The organism is Aulosira sp. FACHB-615, assembly GCF_014698045.1.
Taxonomy (GTDB): domain Bacteria; phylum Cyanobacteriota; class Cyanobacteriia; order Cyanobacteriales; family Nostocaceae; genus Nostoc_B.
In genome coordinates this window covers 181,429-199,395 of record NZ_JACJSE010000008.1, presented here as the reverse complement: position 1 = coordinate 199,395, position 17,967 = coordinate 181,429, and the positions used below count along the sequence as shown (strand labels likewise).

Genomic DNA, 17,967 nt, shown 5'->3' with positions numbered 1-17,967 from the left:
TGAAAAATTTTTCAGAAACTAAGTCGCTAGGCAGCAGCGTAGCGCGTGATTGTGGGCGAACCCTGCCCCATGAATGTGCAAGTAACTGTACATATACCTGTCGATTGCAGCGATTTTTGAAAATTCATCACGCAACAAGCACCTTTCAACCCATCTCCCACGGCGAAACCAGCAGGTGGCGGATCTTCCTGCCATACATAAACTTCTCTACCAGAAACAGCGTTAGCGGCGGCAAAAGCCGCGCGGCGAAAGGCATCATCGCTAGTTAGCAGGTTCGCAGTCCAAGGTAATTCCCAAGACTGTGCTGTAATCGCTCCATCCTTGTAACCGAGTGGGTCTTCAAACACCAACACGTCGGTTCTGTCGGAGTTAATATTCGCGTTCAACTGAGTACCACCGAGTAGCCGCTTTTTGGCGACATACTCAGCAGTAGAGCTACCTGTTAAAGCTCCACTTGCCGCTTCGATCGCCAAAGTTGTGTCACCCTCTTTAGCGTCGGCGGCTAAATAAACAGTGAGTTCTGCTGTTCCGTTGTCGAAAGGGAGTGGTGTGCCACCAGCGATGGGGCCATCTAAAGCCGCGACAGTGATGCTGGTTGCGTTGTTGGTGATGCCACTGGAGGCGGTGATTTCTACGTCTACTGGTTCGGTGCGGATTCCCAAGGGAAGTAGTGCAACGTAAAGTTTTACCTTATTACCTGCACCAACCTGAAAAGTTTGGCTCATTTCTTTCTCCGGAGATTTTGATCCGAAGGCAGGGTTCCCCGATTCAGTTACCAGTTATCAGTAAAAAATGGCAACTGTTCGCTGTTGACTGATTTCTTGATAAGCCAACCCGCTTCTCTGCCAACTTTACCGCAGCGAATAATTTGAAAACTGCCGTAAGTCACTCCCAGTATTCTCGGTTTCATACCAATAATTGCTTCAACATCTGAAGTTGATAAAATCCATTCATTTTGTGCTACTTCTTCTAATTCTCGATATCGGTCAAGCGGGGATTTTTGAGAAGTAAATATCAGCCTTTCAACTACATTCATCAGCCAGTTTGCTGCGAGATTATCTGGCTCATCTTGCAGCATCTCAATACTGCTAATTTCTTCAATCGGTACAATACTTGGGCGAAATTCTGAGAGAACGCCGCCCGTTTTTAAATAAGAGTCAAGTCTATCAAGTTCTTCTAGGTCTTGATGTGAAATATAAGAGCGTGTCCCTTCTTTAATTGGTTTCACACCAGCCGCATCAAATCTGGCGTAAAGTGCTGTTTTTCCAATGTTGTAGCGACTCGTCAAGCCTTTCACTGGGACTTTGTTGGCACTGTTCACAAGCGTTCACCGAACGTTCACCGGACAGTACAGCATTATACCGAATCCACTCTTTCTTTAAAATCAGGGCATGGCATATCAAGCAAACCCATCGGATGAATTGCACAGAAGATCCCTTTTTCAAGTGAGCAACCAGAAGCGCATTTTAAGCACAGTTTAGTTTGCTCTTTGATAGCATTGCGCTTGGCAAATATTTTGTCTTTATTGTTTTCAAAAATGGCAATATGCTTATCACGCTTGTCTAGCCATTCAGCGTATTCCTCGGCGTGGTCTGCCAAGAATTTTTCAACTCTTTGCCTGCTGTAAAGCTTAATAGTTGGCCCATTGGGAAAGCGTAAATTTACTAACTCTTTATCTGACTTTCCTAACTGTTTAATCCATCCTCTTGAAAGTAGATATACAGCTTGTAATTTAAATTTAGTAATGTAATTATCCCTGGGGTTCCACTTGCAACCATCTTCATGATAAAGCGGTATCCACACACCCCACTCTTTATTTCTGTCCCACACCCAAGCGACTGCGCGGGGTGTAGTTTCTTCACTAGGAGCTAAATTTATTTTTTTGAGTTGACTAATCGTTTTGAGATTTAGTGTTTCTACGTCATCCCACTGCACGATAGGCGGTAGTCGTGGATTGTCCACCTCGCAGTTTTCAATATCGTAAAACCAAGTCCACTTGCAAATCTGGCATTCTATACTCTTATCTGGGTGTTTAATAAAATTATGTTGTTGCATATAATTAGCCACTAGCTATTAACTAATGACTACAACAAACAAATTAATTTTGTCAAATAGTCTGGTAGTTTATACCGGAACCACAACCGCCCATTCCTGAATAAAAAATTTACACTGCTCAACAGTTAAAAGTTTTTCAGAAGGCGGCATAAAGCTCACTCTTTCTATTAAGTAGTCTCCTGGTAAATCACCCGACAATAAACCGATCGCCTCAATCAAGCTATCCTGTGTATCCCACTGCTTGAGGTGAACTTCCCATGTGTAAGATAAAGTGCGATCGCCTCCAATATTGCTCTCAGTTTCTGGATATGGACGCTTGATCACTACTTCTAGTCCTGAAGTTTTTGTCCCGCTTGGTGGGTATTGGTAGCCGAGTTGTGGATCTGGAAGGGTGGCAAGTGCTTTAGTTTTTACACCGTTAGGAAAGGTGTATTCTCCTAATCGATTGGCGAGGATTGCAATGATGTCATTGCGGAAATTGATAGGGTCAATCATGGTAGTATTTTATTGGTTGTTAAAACAATCTAATTCTTGTGTACAAAGATAGGATAATCCTTGAACTTGATAATCGCCATTCACAAACACAGGCTTTTATCAAAGCTGGCGCATCGGGGCTTTACCGCGCACTACTTAAGAAAAATTACAGAGTTCCTAAAAGCTATATTCAGTGGCAGGAATTAGCAGCTTTAATTACTTTAATATCTCCAGAATTCAACAACACTAGATTTGATTTAGCACAGCGATTTACGTCACATCGCCATGCTTTATGGCTGGTACAGGATGCGCCAATTTATTGTTTGGATGAAAATTTATTAGAACTTTTTACTCAAACTGATATTGGTGACGAGAATGCGATTTTTAATGATTTGGTGGCACATTTGCCAATTCATTCACTGATGTTGTTATTGCCGGATGGTGGGGTGCGATCGCCTGATGGTGGCTATGTGGATTACCTTAATATTCATGCCTCCAATATCCATCATCCTGAGTGGTCAACTGGTGAAAAATATGGATTGAAAGTCCCACATTTAAAACATGAACATGATGTAAATGTTCACTATTGCTGTGTAGATACCCAAGGAACCGTTTGGTTTTCTGGATGGGGAATAAATGGCGGCAAGCTTGAGCAACGGGATGGGGATTTGGGAAGCTCAAGGTCAAACGAGTTAGACAAAGCTTTTTTGCGAGAACTGCGAGATTTGGTGATGCAAAGCCTCATGTTTTTATCCTTTGAAAGGACTGAGATTGAGGCTGTTAGTTACAGAGAAACTGTTGGTAGTGGCTTTGTCTCAAGTAAAGAGCCGAAAGAAAAATGTTTATATCCCCGGTGGCTTAGACTTCAAGAGTCCAGTAAATCTAGAATTAGCAAGGGTGGAACTCACTCTTCTCCCTCTCCTCACTGGAGGCGTGGGCATTGGCGACGTAGCGCAGTGGGTGAAGGGCGTACTGAAAGAAAGTGGAATTGGATTCAACCGACGCTTGTAGGTTCTTGAAAAATTTTACAGGAACCATCAGAGTAGTTTATTTAACTGCCTTTGCATCACCTCGGCTACATCACAGTTCTCGATACCGACCTTTGTCCAAGGTGTTCCAGGTAGTTCAGCGCCATTTTGGGTGGTCGCGCCATCGTGAACAATTGCGGCGTGGTCAGCCTCCCAGGTAAGTTCGGCGGCGTTAGCAGATCGGGAAATCACAAGGGAATCAATCAGTTCTTCACTATCCACGCGATCGCGGGGACTCCCCACTACATCCCCGTTGCGGCGAACCGTCTGGCGTGGCCAGTCCCAGATATCATCAGCTAAAGCATTTTGACAAGAATCCGCCAAAGCATCCACAGCTACATCAAAGGATTTGGCGATGGCGGCGTTGATTTGAGAAATGTTGATATTATTCATTTCTTCCAAATTCCAAGGACAAAATGACATCTATAAGTATTTCGGATGCAGGATTTAAATGTTCATTGATTTGTTTAGGGTTGTGTTCCGAAATTATTATCAAAGCCGCCTCAATCTTGTTTTTCGCCGATTCAAGTTTCTGTTGGATTGCAGTGTAGTCTATGTGGCTGTTTTCGTACATCAAAGTATTTTCAATTTATATAGATTATCCACAATCTGCCGAGTACAGCTACCAATGCAGTAGGCTAATTTCTCCTCATTGAAGTAGACATGATAATAATGGCGAAAGTCTTTGATGAAGGGATTAAATTTTGCAGGAATGACTTTGATTTTAGCCAGCGCCATCAATTCCTCCGAAATATTCCCTTGATTGGCGTAACTATATCAACCCCCGCACCTACAAGGTAGGGTGATTGAGTAATAGGTAACAACTTGAATCGCCCTTTCTCTGGCTTGCCAACGGCTACTATAATTTCAGCGTCGGCTTCCATCAGAAATTCTACGCCCTTGGGATAAGTCACAGGTGCAACCAAATACCCCTCAAGTAGTGAAGCATAGCCATCAGCGCCAGCAAACTGCTGAATCTCCCTGGCGTAGCGTTCGACTGCTGAGGTGTCAGTTGTTTGCTTGAGCAGTGCTTTGATGATTACGGGGATGGTTAAAGGGATGTAATTGCCGATCGCGTTGGCTTTATGGGAGCCGTCAGCAATTTGAAAAGTGAGGGTGGTGTTATCAAAGCCAGAGAAAGGGGAAGTCACAACGCCCCTTGTTCATGCAGTTTATTTTGCAGCACATAGCCTTCTAGCTGCCATAGCTGGTTTTCAGCATTCTCTCTAGCAACTCTTCTGCCAATTTCAATGTCAAAATTTGCAGGGTCAACGCACGCGCCGCGTCCGCAAATTGTAAAGCCATTGGACAGTTTGTAGCTGACAACTAATTCTTTGCTCCAAAATACGTGTTCTTGTGTTTCTGCACTGTCTAAAAGTGCTGCGATTTGCTCTGGTGTTACTCGATTGCTGCTCATATCTTTAAATTGAATCAATTATTGTTCAGGTAAATCAACTGTCCGCCCTGCTAGTTCATGAGTGCAGTCGCTCAAGAATTGAATTCGTCCGTCAGTCACAAAGCTATGACACACCATTATTTTACTGCCGTCGGTTCGTTCAACCTTAGCCAAAATACTTGGTTGAAAAGTTGGCTTGTTCATATCGCCGTTAAAAGTCCAACTTGCTCCCTTGTCGTTTTTAAATGGGCGAATATAAGGAGCGTGAGAATTGCCGCAGCCTGGGCAATCAAAGAGGTAGCCAACTATTTGCCCGCTCTCTTCAATAGGTAGCAACTTGCTCATTTTTACCCTGCTGAATAAACGGTAAAACTGCCGATTTCAATCGTATAAACCCGCCCCAATCCATCACTAAATTTGACAGAGTAGCTCAACTCAACTTCAGAATCAGGAAAGTCGGAGGTGTCGCTAGGTTCTAGAGCAAACGACCCCATCATAGTTTCAACCTTAGTTTGGCTATCTATCACTGGATCAGTTTGATGCAGTGACGATTTGACGATCGCCGCCGCCAACGGATCATCTTTGCGCTTGGCTGTAAATTCTGCCTCAAGCCCATCAAGTTTCTGCCCGTTCACCCTGAAGGACATTGGAACCAAGTCGCCTTTAACCAACCGCGAACCCTTGAACCTTGGCGCAGTCGCACCCAACAAAGTACTCAAGTCCGCACGGTACAAAACCCCTTGAGGTGGTGCGGCGGGAGATGCGTTAAGGAAAAACTTGATATTAGTAGTGGTTGCAGATGCCAGAGTACCTGCCGGAAATTTTAAATTACGCTTGAGCGTACCAGATAAACCGCTTGTGATGTTGGCTGCGTCTGGTTTAACAGATCGCTTCTTGGCTATTAATCCAGATGTTGCAGTTGAAACGGTGGAAATTACGCCAGGGCGACTAATGTTTTTAACAATCTTAATCTCATCAATATCGGACTCTGTTGTAGATGCCAGAGTCCCAGCACTTAAATAGACTACTGGCATGATTAGTCAAGGGTAATGGTGAGGGCGTTGGCGGGAATTGTCGGAATTGTGCCAGAGGTAATAGCTTGGGTTGGCGATAAGGCATAACGCCCCAAATAGTTACCACCGCTGGAAGCATCAAAAAACTGAACGTGAGTAGCAGTGCCTTGTGAACCCGTCGCCTCACCGAAAGCGATGTTCGCGGCGTTGGTTTTACTGCCTAGGGTTGCGGTTGGAAAATTATTGGTATTGTTGGTGACGGCTGCACGACCATACCCATTACCACTGGGTTCTGTACCTGCTACTGCGTCAGTCGGGGTGCTGGTGGCGTAGGCGACGTATAGGGTAGTGATTACATTGAAAGGTACTAAGCCTAACAACTGATTAAGTAGTGCATTTTTCACATAATTACTCAAGCCACCGGCTGTAAATTGCACCGTGAGGCTGCCGACTGGAATCCGCATCGCATCGCCAACCGTGATATTTACTGGGCTGGAGAGAGGGAAGTAAATTAGCAAATTGCCGCTTGTGGGAGAGTCCCAAATCCCGATCGCCTGAATAAGCCCGTGATTGCTAGTCGCCTCATTGAATTGAATCTCGGTGGCGTTGGTCTTGATTTGGTTGCTGGTTACTGCAAAATTTGTTGTGTTGTTGGTAACGGCGACACGGGCATAGCCGCCGCCTGAAGGTTCTGCGCCAGGGCCAGTCTCTCCGGCGACACCAACCATGTAGCCGAAATACAAAGTGTTTGGTGTGCTGTAGGGTGTACCGCCAAATAATTGATTGAGGAGTGCGGCTTCACAATAATCAGTTAAGCTTCCTGGCATGGTTTTTGGGTTTTCTTGCAAGAAATATCACTCGCATGATTCCCGTTTCAGCTTCTCAATAGCATTCCGCCGCTTCCACCTGCTGGATCTGGGCTTGGTGGTAATCCCAACTGATACCGCAATTTCTCAATTAAATCATCTCTTTGGGCAAACATACCCGATGCTCTTGAGCCTTCCCATTCAAGAACATCGGCTTTTTTTAGTGCAGCATTCGGGCTAGATCGCTCCGCAATTATCGCCCTCTCCAAAGTCTGAAAATCAGTCATTATTTGCATAACTTGACTAACCAGGAATTCAGACTCAGCCTCAATCTTGTCCAACCTTGCCCAGATATCATCTTTTTGAAATAGTAGTGGCACAGGGCGATTTTTCTGGTATTCGGTTGGGGTGAGAGTAGCGTCAAACCTGTAAAATTCGCCACTGTAGTCAGTGTACTGCGATCGCATCTGGTCAGTTCTCAACAAAGCTTCATTGAGTGCGGTGAGGATTTGGTATCTTTGCTCTAGGGTGAAAGGCATAGTCACTAAACAATATAAATTTTCTCGTAGTCTTTGCTTGGCAGGTAATAATTTTTTAGCCTCAATCCTTCCTGCGTGATACTCATCAACTCCCCAGAGGCGATGAGTGAGTCATCTTCACTGCTGTAAATTTCGTAAGTATTTCCAAAAATTAAATCCTGAAAGTCTATCTTTGATTGACGTTTAAGAAATTTTCCCCATTCTTTCAGGGCGTTGCTACCAACCCAACCCAAAAATTCGCCTACAGAAACAAGTGCGATCGCATCTAACAACTGAACATGAAAAAATCGCCAGATAGCAAAGGCGAAAAGAATGATTTTAGTTACGATTAAAGCTACTCCAAACACTGGAATTAAGTTGTCTAAATTTTCTGACTTCATAGCTTCAAACCTTCCGAAATACTAAACGACATCTGCAATTCCCGCCGCACTCACAATCAACCCCAGGCGGAATAACATTCTGTACAGGTGTCCAGGTTAATCGCTGGTAGCTAATACATGATAAGCAATGTTTAGCTTGGGCATCCAGCAAGCGTTTGGCGTAGAACCCAACCTTGCCCCGACTGGTAAATTCTGCCTCAAAAAACGAAGTTCTTGCAGATTTAGCATAACTCCCAGCCCGTTTAATCGCCTGTTCTTTGGTCAGCTTGCCTTCTGCTAAATCTTGTCCGAAGCCATAAAGATATTTGTATTGTTTTTTGAGTTGCGCCCCAACTTTGCCATAATGCGATGGAGTCAATTGATTACTCCCTCCCGCACCTATAGCCGCGTTTCTTAGGTGCGATTCTTTTAGGGAAAGTGCCATACGGGTTTGGAATTCAGCGATGTCAATTTTGCCTTGAGCAAGTAGGCGTGCGTGTCCCTTCAATCGCACCTCAAGGCGACTAACTTCAGAGTTGACAGTCTCAAGAACTTGGGCGTATTTCACAAATCGCCCAGTTTCTACATCTCGGTATCTATGGCTTTGTGTGTCGAACCGGTACACGGGGGGTGGGGAGTAGGGAGTAGGGAGTAGGGAGTGAGGGGAGGCAAGGTTGAGAGGGTAGACAAGGTAGAAAGATTGCTCCCTTGTCCCCCTCTTCTCCCCTACACCCCTATACCCTGTACCCTTACACCCTCACTTTGGCATTTATGAAAAGTTTTTCATGAGGTTGCGATCGCCTTACCATTTCATCCATATCGGATTGGCGGATGGTGGCGAGGTTAAAGAGTTGAGCTTGGGTCAAGGGTGTCCCCTTCGGCTTGAATGTTTTGGGCATCAGCTAAAATCTCATCTTGTTGAACTTGCTCTGTCGCCGCCACTTCCTCATCAATATTGAATTGGCGCGGTAAAACCTTGCCTCGTTGCAGTAGCAGCAGTAGTGTGCGCTGGCTGATAAATCCACCTGTGGCAAGGGATTCAAGTTTATCGACTTGTTCCGGTGTGGTCGGCATAGACAATAAATCTTCATCCATTGCAATGCTGCCACCTTCAATCTCCCCGGTATACTGCACCCAATAATCAAATACCTGCTGCATGGCCGATTCTTTACGGCGGGACACACCTTTTAAGTTGGCACTGGTTTTTGTGGAGTCCAGAACAACTTCAGTTGCAGTTTTTTGATGATCGCCACTAGTCAAAAAGTCCAATGTCATGCGATTCATCGCGGCTTCTAAATCTTTCAAATCTTCCTTGGAAGCTGCGATCGCGCTTCCTGAAGGTTCAGCAAAAAAGAAGTCCCCTTCCGTCGGGATATCCAGGACACTGTTCGGGCCAATCACCAGCGGCGGGACTTTTTTGAGATCATCTACCGTTCTGATTAAACCCTTTCTCACCGGCACAGGCAAGTTACACTTTCTCAGCACTTCATTAAGTTGACTGCGCTTTTGGTAGTGTTCGATATTCAGTTTGGCTAGGTTGTAAAAAGGTGCTTTGGCTGCAAAGAGTTGCGATTCTGTGACCGAGTAATAAACAAGAGGGATTGAATCTAGGCTGGTTGTCCCCTGCTCAATCAGGATTATTTCAGATCCGCCTACTTTGCTTTCAAGAATTTGGAAAACAAAATATTCGCCTGGACGTAGCACCCGGTAGTATATCGCTTCTTTTTCTCCAAAGTCACCATCTGGCTCAAGACGAACTTCTCTGATTGTTACCTGAACTAGTACGGGTTTACCATTTACCTTGATTGTTCGCCAGTTGAGGATGTCACGGCGGTCTACCAAGACTAGGTAAGGACGGCGATCGCTTGCCAACAAATCAGCTTGAGAATTGATGCTTTCATCTGCTGGCGGGAATTCAACCATAATCCCGCACCAACCATCTCTAAGGCAGTATTGGTCAGCTTCATGGAAAAATGTCCATAAGTCATTGCCACACTGGTCAATATTGTCCTGGTTGTCAAGTATCGATTGGGCGACATCATCATTTAAGCTAAAAACGCTCAAAAGTCCTGCATAGTCTTTGATTGCGGGTTCAAAGCGATTGTCGAAAGTTGTGCGGCGAATGCGATCGCTCCAGGCTTGGGGCGGTTCTTTCGCCTCTCGCGGTAAATAGGCTTTCTCTCTGCCTTTCAACCCATTCCAGCAATCTCCCAGCAGCTGCAATTCTTCCAAGTATGCAGCAGCAGCGATGCTTAAGGTTGAAGGCAGGCTGGAATTTTGGGAAGGCAAGCAACGTAGGGGTAGAGTACGTAGCCAAAATTCCCTGATGGCAAAGGTAGGACTTGCACCTACACGCTACCGCAATGTGTAGCACGTCCCTACTATCGCGTCCGATAGGTCAAAGGGTACTGCGTCTTCGTTTCCGCCACTCTGCCAAGTGCGGCTAGTGCATAATTCCTGGCTGTTTTAGAAGGTTTCTGCAACACGGGTGGAACCCGACATTCGCCGCACCTATATTATTACTCCTCACTCGCTGTTGCCGCCATAGACTCTAGATAAGTCTTAGCTCCCTCAATCAACTTAGTTTCCACTTCTTCCATGTTCGGCTTAGTGGTGAATTTCTTGTAAGCTGCGGCTATTTTCTTGCGTAGTGCTTGCCCAAATTCACTTGTCCCTTCAATAAAGGCACTCACCGCGTCAACTTTGGTTGTGTCGTCAAATTTAACCTTGTTGAAAAAGTTTTCAAGAGTTTGCTGAACTCCCCTTTGGGTGAGGTTCGGCGAACCTGCATTGCTACCAGATTTAACTTTAATAATGTCGTCAGCAGTTAATTCAGCAGTCAAAACTTTAGCTGATGCTTTGCGTGGCTTGGCTTCTGATTGCTTTGGATCTTCAGTCTTAGCCTGCCCCCCTTCTTTCAAGGACTTCGCCCAAGTAAGCAGTACAGCATCAAACACCGTTTCCTCTATAGCTTCAGTGCCATTGGTTTGAGGGTAAACTGGCGCTCCCGCTTGAGCAAGCAAGATTTTAACTTTTGGAATAGATTGATTTGTCGCCAATGCCAGAGTTTCTATATTTAACAGCTTAATCTCAGATACGTTGCTGTTTTCAACTCGATCTGCAACTGCAACCATTTCGACTTCTCCTATCGCTTCATGGCTACATTCTAATAGGATTTCAAAGTTAAGAAATGATTTTAATTTAGTAGAAATTATCTCTCCAGAGTTAAACAGTAGTGTTGTTGTGAGTAAATCTGGACAGCAAAGGATTAGACAGGGACGACCATTAATAACTGCTACGTAAGCAATGGTATTTGAAACTTGTGTTGCTATCTCTGGAAAATCCCGGAATAGCAAGGATAATAGGAGCGCATTATTAATTTTCATGGCATTCTGGCGAACTACTGGTCAAGCTAGAGTGCCTTTGTTTACAATACGTTAGAAAATGGCTGAAACCGAGGTACAGCAATGAATAAGGGCGAATTGATTGACGCAGTAGCGGACAAAACAGGTATCACCAAAAAGCAAGCTGATGCAGTGCTAACTGCTGCAACAGAGGCGATCGTTGAAGCGGTCGCTAATGGCGACAAGGTGACGCTTGTGGGCTTTGGAACTTTTGAACCCAGGGACAGAAAAGCCCGTGAAGGACGCAACCCCAAGACAAATGAGAAACTAGAAATTCCGGCGACTAGAGTACCAGGATTCTCTGCCGGAAAAAATTTCAAGGAGTTGGTTGCAGCAGCGAAAGACTAATCAAAGACACCCGCCGCACCTCATGAGCTATTAAAATCTTAATTTCGGGGTGCAGCGTTTCCCACTCTGCAAGTTTTATTTGGTAGCACTCTCTGGAAAGGCTGTCTTGATAGTGCAATTGATAAAGTCGCTGTGCAGCCTGCAACCAATCTTCATCTGTGCTATTGCTCATAATACTTACACTCTTTGCACGGGCCGCAAGGATTAATAGCACATCTAATATATGGTGACTTCGCGTTGTTTTTGCAGGTGCGATCGCCTACAAAGTCGGGTTTTACTCTATTCACTGCTTCAGCAAGCTCTTGCTCTTGCTCTATCCGCTTGCGTCTCTGGACTTGCCAATCCCAATAACCCAGCACTCCCCAGACGCTCATCCAGATGGTTCCGCGGGCAACACCAAAAATTCCCGCTTGGGTGAACATAACGACGGCGTTGAGAACGATGATTGATAGCGCAACGACATAGAAAAAATCAATTTTGGGCATAATGCGACACTGCGACAATCCTTATAATTTGGGCATTGTAGTTTACATGATGTCTTGAGTCAGTACCTCCGTGTCGCAGGATAAGAAAGAAATTGCCAAAGCTAAGTTTATAGTCGGCGAATCCATCCAAGCGATCGCTGACTCTATTGGTGTGAACCGCCGGACTATCGAGCGATGGGCAAATGATGGTGAATGGCGAAAGCTGAGAGAAAAGAATACGACAACCAATGTCATTCCACTTCAACCTAAGCCAAAAGAGAAACTTGGCGGGACAAAACTGCGAGAAGCTGTTAAACGACACGATACGAGCGACGGACTAGATGATATTGAAGTGATTCAAGCTGCGATCGCTGATATCCACGCCAGTCTACCAGGATCGGAATTAGGTAAGGGCAGTACGGCGACTGCATTGGTAAAACTGATTGAACTCAAGCGCAAGCTTAAACCTGAAACTGTGGCTGATTTGGTTGAGAGGGCGATCGAACTTGAGATTGGCCCTGAAGAATTTTTAACTGAGCTTAGAAATGCGTGGCAAAGAAGGGCTTAAGGCAGCAGTGGGAAGAAGCTGTAAGTCTTGTTGCTGTAGTTGATGAGCGTTCGACTACTCCATTATGGCGACCATTAAGCGGGCCGCAAACAATGGCGTATGAGTCGCAGGCTGATGAACTTTTCTACGGGGGCGCGGCTGGCGGCGGTAAAACTGATTTGATTCTTGGCTTGTCTATTACTAATCACCAAAACTCAATTATCTTTCGGCGTGAGTATCCGCAGCTTAAAGGGATTATTCAGCGATCGCGCAAAATCATCAAGACAAATGGCAGTTATAACTCAACAGAAAAAATCTGGATTTTAGATGATGGGCGTACCCTAGAGTTAGGAGCCTGCCAATACGAAGAAGATGTAGAAAAGTACCAGGGGCGACCACACGACCTCAAGGCATTTGACGAAATCACTCACTTTTCTCGCACCATGTTCAAGTTCCTAACCGGTTGGGCGAGAACTGCGGATGAAAATCAGCGAGTCAGGGTAATTTGCACTGGCAACCCACCAACAACATCTGAAGGGCGATGGGTTATTGACTATTGGGGGCCTTGGCTTGACCTAAAATATCCCAATCCAGCAGCACCGGGGGAATTGCGCTGGTTTATAGTCGTGGTTGATGAATCTTCCCCTCAAGGGCGAGATGTGGAAGTACCCAATTCTGATCCAGTGGAAATCAACGGCGAGTTATATATTCCAAGGTCGCGCACCTTTGTCCCCGCCAAAATTGACGATAATCCTTATTACTCAAAGACCAATTACAAAGCGGTGTTGATGGGATTACCTGAACCACTGCGAAGCCAGATGTTGCGCGGCGACTTTACAGCCGGAATCGAGGACGATCCTTGGCAAGTTATCCCAACTGAGTGGGTGCAAGCAGCGATGAAGCGATGGGGCCAGCGTCCTAATATTCCTATGACTTCATTGGGTGTAGACGTGGCGCGGGGTGGTGCAGCTAAAACTGTCCTAGCTCCTAGGTATGGCAACTACATTGATAAATTGCAGCGACATCCAGGCAAAACCACACCCAATGGCGGAGCGATCGCATCATTAGTACAAGTAACACTTGTCGGTGATGCCTACGCCCACATTGATATTTGTGGTGTTGGCTCAAGTCCTTATGACGCTTGTATTGAGCGAGGTGTAAATGCTCATGCAGCTAATGGTGCAGCCGGCTCGGATGCTAGGGATAAAAGTGGCAAGTTTGGTTTTATCAATAAACGCGCTGAATGGTATTGGCATCTGCGAGAACTGCTTGATCCTGAGAGTGGCAACGATATTGCTTTGCCTGATGACTCGGAGTTACTGGCAGACTTAACCGCGCCAAGATGGAAAATCACTTCAGCATCCAAAATCCAAATTGAAGCCAAAGAGGATATTCAAAAGCGGATAGGAAGAAGCCCTGACTGTGGGGATGCTGTTGTGTATGCCTTTGGCGAAATCACTTTCTCAATCTGGGGCGAGGATACTGCGGTGTGGGGATAGGTTATTACAGTTATCAGTGAACAGTGAACAGTTTGGTAACTGATAACTGATAACTGTTCACTGTTGAAACGAAGGGCATTGTAGAAAGGCAGCCACCAAGTATCAACGATGACCTCCCCGCCACCTGATTCTAAAATAGGCAAGGGATATTCTTATCTATTCGCCATTGTCGTGACAGGATTGATTGTATTTCAATCAATCAATATCGAATTTAAAACTGACAAATCTGGCGATTATCACCTCAGCGTTGCCAGCAAAGATTTGAATGTGCAGCTATTCACGGCGGGTGTTGGGATAATCGCCACGATTTTGGGATTACCAACAGATGCGATCGCTCTTGCTGTCGGCTCTCTCTTAAGTGGCAAAGGGCGGAAATAATGTGCAGGTACTCAGATGGCTCAATCTGTTGGTGGAGTGGGTGCAAGTGCGAATGCGCCGACGACGCAAGAAGCGCAGTAAATCATATATCCTCAAGCGCCACTACAGCGATGATTGCGCCATGCTGCGAATTGAGCGAGAAACCAAGGGTGCAATTGGTACTTACAGAATTATCCCCAAGCTTGGCGATTGGGATTATCTTCTCACCCTGGATTCCTTGCGAGAAATCGAAGCAGAGTTGGTTGGGGAGTTCGACGGAGTGCCTTTCCTACTGCGATCGCGTGCTGATTGGGATGCGCCTCCGCTATCGCATCGCCTTGCGGTATTTCATCTTTACCGCTCTGGCACTATCCATTGTCTCGGCTGCTGGGATATCAACTTGGAAGTACTGGGCGGTGGCAATGCCGCAGCAATTAACCCATCACGAATTTTTCACACAGCAGCTTTGCGAATCCTTGAAATAACTCCCACCAAGGTACTTTCTTGGCAGGAACAACTAGAGATGCTGGATTGGGTGGGCTTAGTTGAGGAAGCTGCTAAAGGCTATTGGGGAAGAAATTTCACAATGATAGTCCGGCGGAGAATTTAATTTTCCGCAACTATCCCATTATGATTTTTTAGCTTTGTGACTAATTTTGATAAATAATCACACAGATGGTGATGTCAAAATGTTGTCAACAAAGGATAGAAATACGCTTGCTGAAGCTAATAAAAAGTTGGTTCACAAAGTCGTTCATCGCGCTAAAACTACTTGTCGTGAGCCTTATGAGGATTTATTTCAGATAGGATATATCGGTTTGTTAAAGGCGGCAGATAGATTTGATATCGCCACGGGAAATGCTTTTAGTTCATTCGCTATTCCCTATATTCAAGGGGAGATTCAACACTTTTTGCGCGACCAATGGCAGTTGATCAAAGTCCCACGCACCGCGCTTGAGACTAAAGCAAAAGTCAAAAGGTTGCAGAAAAATTTAGCAACTTTAGGGCGAGAAGCGGAATCATTGCAGATAGCTTTGGGACTGGGGATAAAACAAGAGCAATGGCAGAGTTTAGATGCAATTGATAGTAATTTAGCTATTAGCTTGGATGAACTCATCCATGAGCCGATCGCGTTTGATGAATCAGAAGAAATCGGTAAGGAATTGCTATTAAAGTGCCTTGGCAAGCTTCGAGGCAAACAGCGAACAGCACTTCTTGAAAAATTTTTCAACAACTTAACCATAGAACAGATTGCTAAAAAGCAAAAAGTCTCACCCGAACAAGTGAGAGCTTCTGTTAATCTAGGACTTACTAAATTAAGAATATTAATATCTCAAGAATTATGAGTGATTTAGCTGTTTTAGCTACGAATATAAATGAAGCTGTGGAGCGATCGCGCTTGCTATATAAAGAAGGTGTTGAAGTTTTAGGACAGGCATTAATCAGCGATAGAGACGCTGGTTTAATGTTAATTAAAGCCAAGAAATCTGTGCCACATGGTGAATTTATAAAATGGATTGAAACTAACTGCAAATTCACGCCTCGCCATGCTCAATTTTTGATGAAAATTGCCACGGAGTGGGAGAAGATAATAATTGAATGGGAGAAAGTCAAAAACGAAACGCGCTTCGCTTTTAAGTCATTGCCTTCGCTCAGGCAAGCGATCGCACTTGCTTCGGCAGAACCCAAGGAAGAACCAACCCCCAATCAAGTCGCCCAGGCACGGTATAAAGTGGCACTGCCAAATCATGAGTGTTACGGGGAAGTTGTTGAAGTTGCCAAAGTTACGGCGAACGGGGATGTTCTGGTTTGTAAAACCTCAAAGGGAGAATACCCCTTTTTGAGAGGGGAGCTTATAGAGCCAGATAAGCCACTCAAGGCAGTGGAAGTTGAAATTATTGATGTTGAGATTGAGGATAAAGCTGAGGAGTTGCGGGAAGCGATCGCAACCTTGATTGAGTATTTTCCAGAGAATCAGTTAAAAACATTGCTGGTTCAGGCTGTGGCTTTAGGCAAAGATTTCTTGCCAGAGAATGTTAAAGCGATGGTTGGTAAGTGTATGAGTGAAACATATCAACTTGAGCAAGTATAAGACTCGAAATATCGGCAGTCGTCACAATCCCCCTTGGGATTAACAGCACATTGCATGTAAGGCGATCGGGTGTTGAATTTGCACGACGAATTACCCAAGCAAGCCTCATCAACAGTAAACTCGATTCTTGAATAAGCTCTTTGAACACTAATCATCCCTCGAAGAACGCGCGGCGAAATATTCATGAGGCTTTGCCATGCCTCGGATATTCTTGCTTGAGTTTCAGGTTGTGCCAACGTTTCACTCAATCTTGTCACCGTGTCCTTAAATTGGCGAAAAGCTTCATCCAGCCCAGAGATATCAATATTTAGAGTGATGTATGGGCGAGGCGTTATTTGTCTGCGTCGTGTGGATTTCAGCTTGTGGCGGTTTCTTCTGCGTTGTCTGATTGTTGTGATTAATGAACACTGATTGGGCATCATCTCATTATGTTTACTAATTATATTTACTAATTATGACTAAACTTCCATTCAAAACGGCTCCCAAAGGATTTGAAAAAATAACAGTTGGCAACTCAGAAATAGGAGAATTAGAGCTACCTAGATACTTTGATTTAACTCCCAACGAACGCCTATTTATTGCATCTGCAAACTTGACAGACATCCGTGCAGAAGCTGTGAAATTAGCCAGAACTATAGCGACTAAATCACAAAAAACACTATTGGATACTTACAATGCTTTGGTGTATGGTGACGCTCAGTCTTTGGGAGATTATTTAGAAGAATTCTTGCAATTTCAAGACTTGATGGAGCGAACAACAAGGGAGCGAAATTTTGTCTTAGCTACTGTCATGATTGGGCGAATTGTCCCTGAATGGACTATCGAAAAAACCAAGGATGTGAATGAAGTGCCACCTGCCTTGGTGAAAGAAATTGCGAATTTCGCTCGTAAGGAGGAAAGCGGCTGGACAGAAGAACCAGCGCCTGAAATCACTGAGGAAGACTTGGGAAACTTGGCGACGGCAGAGAACCAGACTGGGGAGAAATCTACTGGCGATGCCGAAGATACTGGCCGCAAGAAGAAAGGTTCAGTGAAGGAAGTTTCGGAAGCCAGCCAACCTGGTTAATTCTTCAAGCCCTGCACTACGGGGCTAAGTTGCATCGTGAGGAGTTGCACTTGCAGGAATTGGGCATCGCAACTCTCACTAGCTGCTTTGTCAATAGCAACCGCGATCCGAAAAAGGGTGAGCCTGTCAAGCCTTCAGACTATTTCTATTTCACGCCCACAGAAGGTAGCGATATCAAGATTTCTGCGGTCGCGGCGAATGCTTTCTTTGCTTTGGCTGATGCTGGGAAGCTACCGGGGTGGGTAGTTGCGATCGCACCTGTAGATAAACTACTTAAAGCCAGGACAAGCGATCCGATTAAACCACTAGTGTGGATTGGCGAGGGATTAGTGTTGTTGCAGCCGCGAGTTGAGGATGGCGTTGTCAAGTTCCCTATGGGTTTTGTGGATACAAGCGGGGAAGTAGAGACAACTGGGGGGGTGGTGCGAGTGCCGGAACTGGGGAATGTGTGGATGATTGATGGGGAATTTGCAGTTACCAGCCCCGTTGGGGCGGGTGTAGGGGGGTAGGGTGTGGGGTG

Annotated in this window: 30 protein-coding genes; 11 read left to right on the top strand and 19 right to left on the bottom strand. The window is 45.2% G+C overall.

Translation table 11 applies throughout. The features are described from left to right. Positions 1-26 precede the first annotated feature (26 nt). The 4 genes from H6G77_RS16060 to H6G77_RS16045 form a co-directional block, all read right to left on the bottom strand. Complete coding sequence (locus H6G77_RS16060) at positions 27-725, bottom strand: hypothetical protein (protein ID WP_190872096.1); 699 nt, start codon at positions 723-725, stop codon at positions 27-29. A 47-nt stretch (positions 726-772) separates the two neighbouring features. After that, on the bottom strand, positions 773-1,321 hold the full coding sequence (locus tag H6G77_RS16055) for a hypothetical protein (protein ID WP_190872095.1): 549 nt from the start codon (positions 1,319-1,321) through the stop codon (positions 773-775). Between the two features lie 35 nt (positions 1,322-1,356). Next, positions 1,357-2,055, bottom strand: coding sequence for a hypothetical protein (locus tag H6G77_RS16050; protein ID WP_190872094.1), 699 nt, complete (start codon positions 2,053-2,055; stop codon positions 1,357-1,359). Positions 2,056-2,124: 69 nt separating this feature from the next. Then, complete coding sequence (locus H6G77_RS16045) at positions 2,125-2,550, bottom strand: hypothetical protein (protein WP_190872093.1); 426 nt, start codon at positions 2,548-2,550, stop codon at positions 2,125-2,127. A 38-nt stretch (positions 2,551-2,588) separates the two neighbouring features. Here H6G77_RS16045 and H6G77_RS16040 point away from each other — a divergent pair, with 38 nt between their 5' ends. Continuing rightward, positions 2,589-3,548, top strand: coding sequence for a hypothetical protein (locus H6G77_RS16040; RefSeq protein ID WP_190872092.1), 960 nt, complete (start codon positions 2,589-2,591; stop codon positions 3,546-3,548). Between the two features lie 18 nt (positions 3,549-3,566). Here H6G77_RS16040 and H6G77_RS16035 read toward each other — a convergent pair whose 3' ends face one another. From H6G77_RS16035 to H6G77_RS15985, 11 genes are all read right to left on the bottom strand, one after another. Beyond that, the gene (locus H6G77_RS16035) at positions 3,567-3,950 is read right to left on the bottom strand and encodes a hypothetical protein (protein WP_190872091.1); all 384 of its coding nucleotides are present in this window, start codon (positions 3,948-3,950) and stop codon (positions 3,567-3,569) included. A gap of 180 nt (positions 3,951-4,130) precedes the next feature. Continuing rightward, positions 4,131-4,295 carry a hypothetical protein gene (locus H6G77_RS16030; protein ID WP_190872090.1) on the bottom strand — a complete coding sequence of 55 codons (165 nt, stop codon included), beginning with the start codon at positions 4,293-4,295 and terminating at the stop codon, positions 4,131-4,133. Next, on the bottom strand, positions 4,295-4,708 hold the full coding sequence (locus tag H6G77_RS16025) for a hypothetical protein (RefSeq protein ID WP_190872089.1): 414 nt from the start codon (positions 4,706-4,708) through the stop codon (positions 4,295-4,297). Before H6G77_RS16025 ends, H6G77_RS16030 begins: the two co-directional genes overlap by 1 nt. After that, positions 4,705-4,974: a Gp49 family protein gene (locus tag H6G77_RS16020; protein ID WP_190872088.1), complete on the bottom strand. Its 270-nt coding sequence runs from the start codon at positions 4,972-4,974 to the stop codon at positions 4,705-4,707. Before H6G77_RS16020 ends, H6G77_RS16025 begins: the two co-directional genes overlap by 4 nt. 18 nt (positions 4,975-4,992) lie before the next feature. Further along, positions 4,993-5,298, bottom strand: coding sequence for a DUF6527 family protein (locus H6G77_RS16015; RefSeq protein WP_190872087.1), 306 nt, complete (start codon positions 5,296-5,298; stop codon positions 4,993-4,995). Positions 5,299-5,300: 2 nt separating this feature from the next. Further along, entirely contained in the window at positions 5,301-5,987 is a 687-nt protein-coding gene (locus H6G77_RS16010) for a hypothetical protein (RefSeq protein WP_190872086.1), read from the bottom strand. Between the two features lie 2 nt (positions 5,988-5,989). Continuing rightward, entirely contained in the window at positions 5,990-6,793 is an 804-nt protein-coding gene (locus H6G77_RS16005; protein ID WP_190872085.1) for a hypothetical protein, read from the bottom strand. Between the two features lie 47 nt (positions 6,794-6,840). Continuing rightward, on the bottom strand, positions 6,841-7,311 hold the full coding sequence (locus H6G77_RS16000; protein ID WP_190872084.1) for a hypothetical protein: 471 nt from the start codon (positions 7,309-7,311) through the stop codon (positions 6,841-6,843). 5 nt (positions 7,312-7,316) lie between these two features. Then, positions 7,317-7,691: a hypothetical protein gene (locus H6G77_RS15995; protein ID WP_190872083.1), complete on the bottom strand. Its 375-nt coding sequence runs from the start codon at positions 7,689-7,691 to the stop codon at positions 7,317-7,319. 4 nt (positions 7,692-7,695) lie between these two features. Continuing rightward, positions 7,696-8,295, bottom strand: coding sequence for a hypothetical protein (locus tag H6G77_RS15990; RefSeq protein ID WP_190872082.1), 600 nt, complete (start codon positions 8,293-8,295; stop codon positions 7,696-7,698). A 218-nt stretch (positions 8,296-8,513) separates the two neighbouring features. After that, positions 8,514-9,902 carry a DUF4055 domain-containing protein gene (locus H6G77_RS15985; RefSeq protein WP_190872081.1) on the bottom strand — a complete coding sequence of 463 codons (1,389 nt, stop codon included), beginning with the start codon at positions 9,900-9,902 and terminating at the stop codon, positions 8,514-8,516. Positions 9,903-9,918: 16 nt separating this feature from the next. Between H6G77_RS15985 and H6G77_RS36260 the strand changes: the two genes are divergently transcribed. Then, entirely contained in the window at positions 9,919-10,041 is a 123-nt protein-coding gene (locus H6G77_RS36260) for a hypothetical protein (protein ID WP_277880577.1), read from the top strand. 148 nt (positions 10,042-10,189) lie between these two features. Here the strand turns inward: H6G77_RS36260 and H6G77_RS15980 are convergent, their stop codons facing one another. Continuing rightward, on the bottom strand, positions 10,190-11,056 hold the full coding sequence (locus H6G77_RS15980) for a hypothetical protein (RefSeq protein WP_190872080.1): 867 nt from the start codon (positions 11,054-11,056) through the stop codon (positions 10,190-10,192). Between the two features lie 81 nt (positions 11,057-11,137). Between H6G77_RS15980 and H6G77_RS15975 the strand changes: the two genes are divergently transcribed. After that, positions 11,138-11,422, top strand: coding sequence for an HU family DNA-binding protein (locus H6G77_RS15975; protein WP_190872079.1), 285 nt, complete (start codon positions 11,138-11,140; stop codon positions 11,420-11,422). Here the strand turns inward: H6G77_RS15975 and H6G77_RS15970 are convergent. Then, the gene (locus H6G77_RS15970; protein ID WP_190872078.1) at positions 11,391-11,594 is read right to left on the bottom strand and encodes a hypothetical protein; all 204 of its coding nucleotides are present in this window, start codon (positions 11,592-11,594) and stop codon (positions 11,391-11,393) included. The genes H6G77_RS15975 and H6G77_RS15970 overlap by 32 nt on opposite strands. Then, positions 11,584-11,925, bottom strand: coding sequence for a DUF6464 family protein (locus H6G77_RS15965; protein WP_190872077.1), 342 nt, complete (start codon positions 11,923-11,925; stop codon positions 11,584-11,586). The genes H6G77_RS15970 and H6G77_RS15965 overlap by 11 nt, the downstream gene beginning before the upstream one ends. A 52-nt stretch (positions 11,926-11,977) precedes the next feature. Between H6G77_RS15965 and H6G77_RS15960 the strand changes: the two genes are divergently transcribed. The 6 genes from H6G77_RS15960 (at position 11,978) to H6G77_RS15935 (ending at position 16,381) form a co-directional block, all read left to right on the top strand. Next, positions 11,978-12,454: a hypothetical protein gene (locus tag H6G77_RS15960; RefSeq protein ID WP_190872076.1), complete on the top strand. Its 477-nt coding sequence runs from the start codon at positions 11,978-11,980 to the stop codon at positions 12,452-12,454. Continuing rightward, positions 12,436-13,932, top strand: coding sequence for a terminase family protein (locus tag H6G77_RS15955; RefSeq protein WP_199331521.1), 1,497 nt, complete (start codon positions 12,436-12,438; stop codon positions 13,930-13,932). Before H6G77_RS15960 ends, H6G77_RS15955 begins: the two co-directional genes overlap by 19 nt. A 108-nt stretch (positions 13,933-14,040) precedes the next feature. Beyond that, complete coding sequence (locus H6G77_RS15950) at positions 14,041-14,310, top strand: hypothetical protein (protein WP_190872075.1); 270 nt, start codon at positions 14,041-14,043, stop codon at positions 14,308-14,310. 1 nt (position 14,311) lies between these two features. Next, entirely contained in the window at positions 14,312-14,899 is a 588-nt protein-coding gene (locus tag H6G77_RS15945; RefSeq protein WP_190872074.1) for a hypothetical protein, read from the top strand. Between the two features lie 46 nt (positions 14,900-14,945). Next, on the top strand, positions 14,946-15,635 hold the full coding sequence (locus tag H6G77_RS15940; RefSeq protein ID WP_206758056.1) for a sigma-70 family RNA polymerase sigma factor: 690 nt from the start codon (positions 14,946-14,948) through the stop codon (positions 15,633-15,635). Then, the gene (locus tag H6G77_RS15935; protein WP_190872072.1) at positions 15,632-16,381 is read left to right on the top strand and encodes a DUF3102 domain-containing protein; all 750 of its coding nucleotides are present in this window, start codon (positions 15,632-15,634) and stop codon (positions 16,379-16,381) included. Before H6G77_RS15940 ends, H6G77_RS15935 begins: the two co-directional genes overlap by 4 nt. Here H6G77_RS15935 and H6G77_RS35725 read toward each other — a convergent pair. Next, positions 16,363-16,800, bottom strand: coding sequence for a DUF6464 family protein (locus tag H6G77_RS35725; protein ID WP_242049225.1), 438 nt, complete (start codon positions 16,798-16,800; stop codon positions 16,363-16,365). The two genes, H6G77_RS15935 and H6G77_RS35725, sit on opposite strands and share 19 nt — an antisense overlap. Positions 16,801-16,835: 35 nt before the next feature. On the opposite strand from H6G77_RS35725, the gene H6G77_RS15930 reads away from it, so the two are divergent. Both H6G77_RS15930 and H6G77_RS15925 read left to right on the top strand, forming a co-directional pair. After that, the gene (locus tag H6G77_RS15930; RefSeq protein WP_190872071.1) at positions 16,836-17,447 is read left to right on the top strand and encodes a hypothetical protein; all 612 of its coding nucleotides are present in this window, start codon (positions 16,836-16,838) and stop codon (positions 17,445-17,447) included. A 50-nt stretch (positions 17,448-17,497) separates the two neighbouring features. Beyond that, positions 17,498-17,956, top strand: a complete 459-nt coding sequence (locus tag H6G77_RS15925; RefSeq protein ID WP_190872070.1) for a hypothetical protein — start codon at positions 17,498-17,500, stop codon at positions 17,954-17,956. The last annotated feature ends 11 nt before the right edge of the window (positions 17,957-17,967 follow it).

What these genes read in the sequence shown, in the direction of transcription:
- H6G77_RS16060 (WP_190872096.1), bottom strand. Translation starts at nt 725, where the DNA reads ATGAGCCAAACTTTTCAGGTTGGTGCAGGTAATAAGGTAAAACTTTAC.
- H6G77_RS16050 (WP_190872094.1), bottom strand. Translation starts at nt 2,055, where the DNA reads ATGCAACAACATAATTTTATTAAACACCCAGATAAGAGTATAGAATGC.
- H6G77_RS16045 (WP_190872093.1), bottom strand. Translation starts at nt 2,550, where the DNA reads ATGATTGACCCTATCAATTTCCGCAATGACATCATTGCAATCCTCGCC.
- H6G77_RS16035 (WP_190872091.1), bottom strand. Translation starts at nt 3,950, where the DNA reads ATGAATAATATCAACATTTCTCAAATCAACGCCGCCATCGCCAAATCC.
- H6G77_RS16030 (WP_190872090.1), bottom strand. Translation starts at nt 4,295, where the DNA reads ATGGCGCTGGCTAAAATCAAAGTCATTCCTGCAAAATTTAATCCCTTC.
- H6G77_RS16020 (WP_190872088.1), bottom strand. Translation starts at nt 4,974, where the DNA reads ATGAGCAGCAATCGAGTAACACCAGAGCAAATCGCAGCACTTTTAGAC.
- H6G77_RS16015 (WP_190872087.1), bottom strand. Translation starts at nt 5,298, where the DNA reads ATGAGCAAGTTGCTACCTATTGAAGAGAGCGGGCAAATAGTTGGCTAC.
- H6G77_RS16010 (WP_190872086.1), bottom strand. Translation starts at nt 5,987, where the DNA reads ATGCCAGTAGTCTATTTAAGTGCTGGGACTCTGGCATCTACAACAGAG.
- H6G77_RS16005 (WP_190872085.1), bottom strand. Translation starts at nt 6,793, where the DNA reads ATGCCAGGAAGCTTAACTGATTATTGTGAAGCCGCACTCCTCAATCAA.
- H6G77_RS16000 (WP_190872084.1), bottom strand. Translation starts at nt 7,311, where the DNA reads ATGCCTTTCACCCTAGAGCAAAGATACCAAATCCTCACCGCACTCAAT.
- H6G77_RS15995 (WP_190872083.1), bottom strand. Translation starts at nt 7,691, where the DNA reads ATGAAGTCAGAAAATTTAGACAACTTAATTCCAGTGTTTGGAGTAGCT.
- H6G77_RS36260 (WP_277880577.1), top strand. Translation starts at nt 9,919, where the DNA reads ATGCTTAAGGTTGAAGGCAGGCTGGAATTTTGGGAAGGCAAGCAACGT.
- H6G77_RS15980 (WP_190872080.1), bottom strand. Translation starts at nt 11,056, where the DNA reads ATGAAAATTAATAATGCGCTCCTATTATCCTTGCTATTCCGGGATTTT.
- H6G77_RS15975 (WP_190872079.1), top strand. Translation starts at nt 11,138, where the DNA reads ATGAATAAGGGCGAATTGATTGACGCAGTAGCGGACAAAACAGGTATC.
- H6G77_RS15970 (WP_190872078.1), bottom strand. Translation starts at nt 11,594, where the DNA reads ATGAGCAATAGCACAGATGAAGATTGGTTGCAGGCTGCACAGCGACTT.
- H6G77_RS15950 (WP_190872075.1), top strand. Translation starts at nt 14,041, where the DNA reads ATGACCTCCCCGCCACCTGATTCTAAAATAGGCAAGGGATATTCTTAT.
- H6G77_RS15935 (WP_190872072.1), top strand. Translation starts at nt 15,632, where the DNA reads ATGAGTGATTTAGCTGTTTTAGCTACGAATATAAATGAAGCTGTGGAG.
- H6G77_RS35725 (WP_242049225.1), bottom strand. Translation starts at nt 16,800, where the DNA reads ATGCCCAATCAGTGTTCATTAATCACAACAATCAGACAACGCAGAAGA.
- H6G77_RS15930 (WP_190872071.1), top strand. Translation starts at nt 16,836, where the DNA reads ATGACTAAACTTCCATTCAAAACGGCTCCCAAAGGATTTGAAAAAATA.